Origin of the sequence: Aquabacterium lacunae (genome assembly GCF_004310865.1) — a bacterium.
GTDB classification, from domain to species: Bacteria; Pseudomonadota; Gammaproteobacteria; order Burkholderiales; family Burkholderiaceae_C; genus Aquabacterium; species Aquabacterium lacunae.
In genome coordinates this window covers 1-1,979 of sequence record NZ_SIXI01000019.1, presented here as the reverse complement: position 1 = coordinate 1,979, position 1,979 = coordinate 1, and the positions used below count along the sequence as shown (strand labels likewise).

2 protein-coding genes are annotated in these 1,979 nt (G+C 59.0%); both read left to right on the top strand.

Annotated features, from left to right (window positions below):
- Window positions 1–731 precede the first annotated feature (731 nt).
- Complete coding sequence (locus EYS42_RS16790; protein WP_130969362.1) at window positions 732–962, top strand: addiction module protein; 231 nt, start codon at window positions 732–734, stop codon at window positions 960–962.
- Window positions 962–1,255: a type II toxin-antitoxin system RelE/ParE family toxin gene (locus tag EYS42_RS16785; RefSeq protein ID WP_130969361.1), complete on the top strand. Its 294-nt coding sequence runs from the start codon at window positions 962–964 to the stop codon at window positions 1,253–1,255. The genes EYS42_RS16790 and EYS42_RS16785 overlap by 1 nt, the downstream gene beginning before the upstream one ends.
- Window positions 1,256–1,979: the final 724 nt, after the last annotated feature.

The window sequence follows — 1,979 nt, the reverse complement described above, 5'->3', positions numbered from 1 at the left end:
CTTGGACAGACGCCAGCCCGATGAAGAGCTTGGAGCGGTTTGGGAATGAAAAACTGCTCACGCGAGCGGTGCCTAAATAGATGAAAACCAATTGCCAACTGCGCCTGGAATTTGGTGTTGCCTAACGTTTGACTTAAGCGGCGCCGTCAGGCGTCCGCTTGAAGGATGGGTTAGGCGGGTCGACGACGGAGCCGCCTGCATACGAAGCAACAAACGCTGCCGCCCGGCGGCAAAGCGCCACGTGCGCGGCGCGCACTTTCAGCACGAGAGGTTGTAGCGATACTGGATCGATATCAACTCGCTCCGAAGACTGACCACGAAGCGTAACGGTGAGTTCTGTCCACGATGGGTCATCTGGCTGCGCACTGTCTCCATCAGAGTCGAAGTCGCAGCCGGTACCCCACAGATGCTCTGCGACCTTGTAGTAGGCAGGCCGAGGCCCCGGGGCCACTATGTGTAGTTCGAACTGGGCAGGCATGATTTGAAGCCGCCTAACGCAATGTAGACGTCAGAAACGACGCGATTGCTGGTTGTAACCGTCGCGGACGACGCCTAACCTGGATGGCCGACAGGCGTGCAAGTGCTTGTGCGGCAAGCAAAAAGAGGCTTGCGGTGACATGAGACTCCCAGGTTATGCGTCAGCTGTTACAAAGTAGGCTACCTGGGATGCGCTGGGCGGTCAATCCATACAGAGGGTGGCGTTGCATTGGGGCGAGTGCTAAACTGGCTAGATGAACGATCGCGTTGATCATGTCTTGCTTGAAGCCATGCAACTTGCGCCTGCTGAGCGCTCCATGGTTGTTCTGTCGTTGCTGGACAGCTTGCAAGGGGCCTCTGACAGCGACGAGGCAGTTGTTGCATCTTGGATTGCGGAAGCGCGCAGTCGGCATGATGACTTGGTCAGCGGTCGTGTCCAGGGCATGACTGCTGACGAGTTCAGCTCCTGGTTCAAGTCACTCTGATGATGTTCCGACTGAACATCTCTCCTGCTGTGAAGCAGGAGATGGCGGAGGCGTTCACTTGGTACGCCGAAAGGAACGCCGAAGTTGCAGACAACTTCCGGGAGGAAGTACTGGCGACGTTTCAGTTGATCGCGCAACACCCGGAGCGTTTTCCGCTTTGGGGTGATGTTGTTCGGCGCTTCGTGATGAAGCACTACCCATACTCCGTTTATTACTCGGTCGGTGATCAGGTTGTGAATATTCTGGCTGTCGGTCACAACCGTCGCCGAGCGGGCTATTGGCAAACGCGCTAACTGGTATTGCCTAACGCCAAAGTTCACCGGCGCCGGAAGCCGAAGGCTGGAGGGCACCTCGACGGGCCACGCCGTAGGCGTGGAACGTTGAGGCGTCCGCGTGCAACGCCCCGTTAGGCTGGCCAGCGAAGGCAGCAGCCTGTGAGCATGCTTGAGCTGCATTGAGTGCAGGCAAGGTGCCTCCCGTTTGGCTTGTGTTTGACACCGCTGGGGCGGTGCATCGAATGGCTCCAGCATAACGTGAAGACGCCAGGCAGTGATGGCGCAGCCATGACTGCGGGCTGAGCTTTCGAGCCGGTGGCGTGGCAGCGCCACGGCACAGAACCTGGCGCTGATTGCCGAAGGACAAGCAGCCAACATGGCGGCGGCATCTGGCACTTTGGCGCCGCACGGTGGCGAGCAGGCAGCCGAAGGACTGACAGCCAGATTGAGCCGGCGAACAGCGCCCCGTGGCGAACCAATTGGCGACTTAGCGCCAGGCATGAAACGAAGCCAGCCGGTGGACTTGCCTGGAAACAGCCGAGGCCCGCAAAACCATTCCCGCATGACAATCGGAGCAGGGAGCTCGATGCCGCAAAACATACCCTGCAAATGCTGCCAGAGCCTATTTCAGAAGTGGCCTAACGCCCAAGGTAAGCGGCGCCGGAAGGAGCGCAGCGAGTGGAGGGCACCAACACTGGCCATGAAGATGCCGAAGGCATGGCCAGTGTTGGCGTCCGCTTGA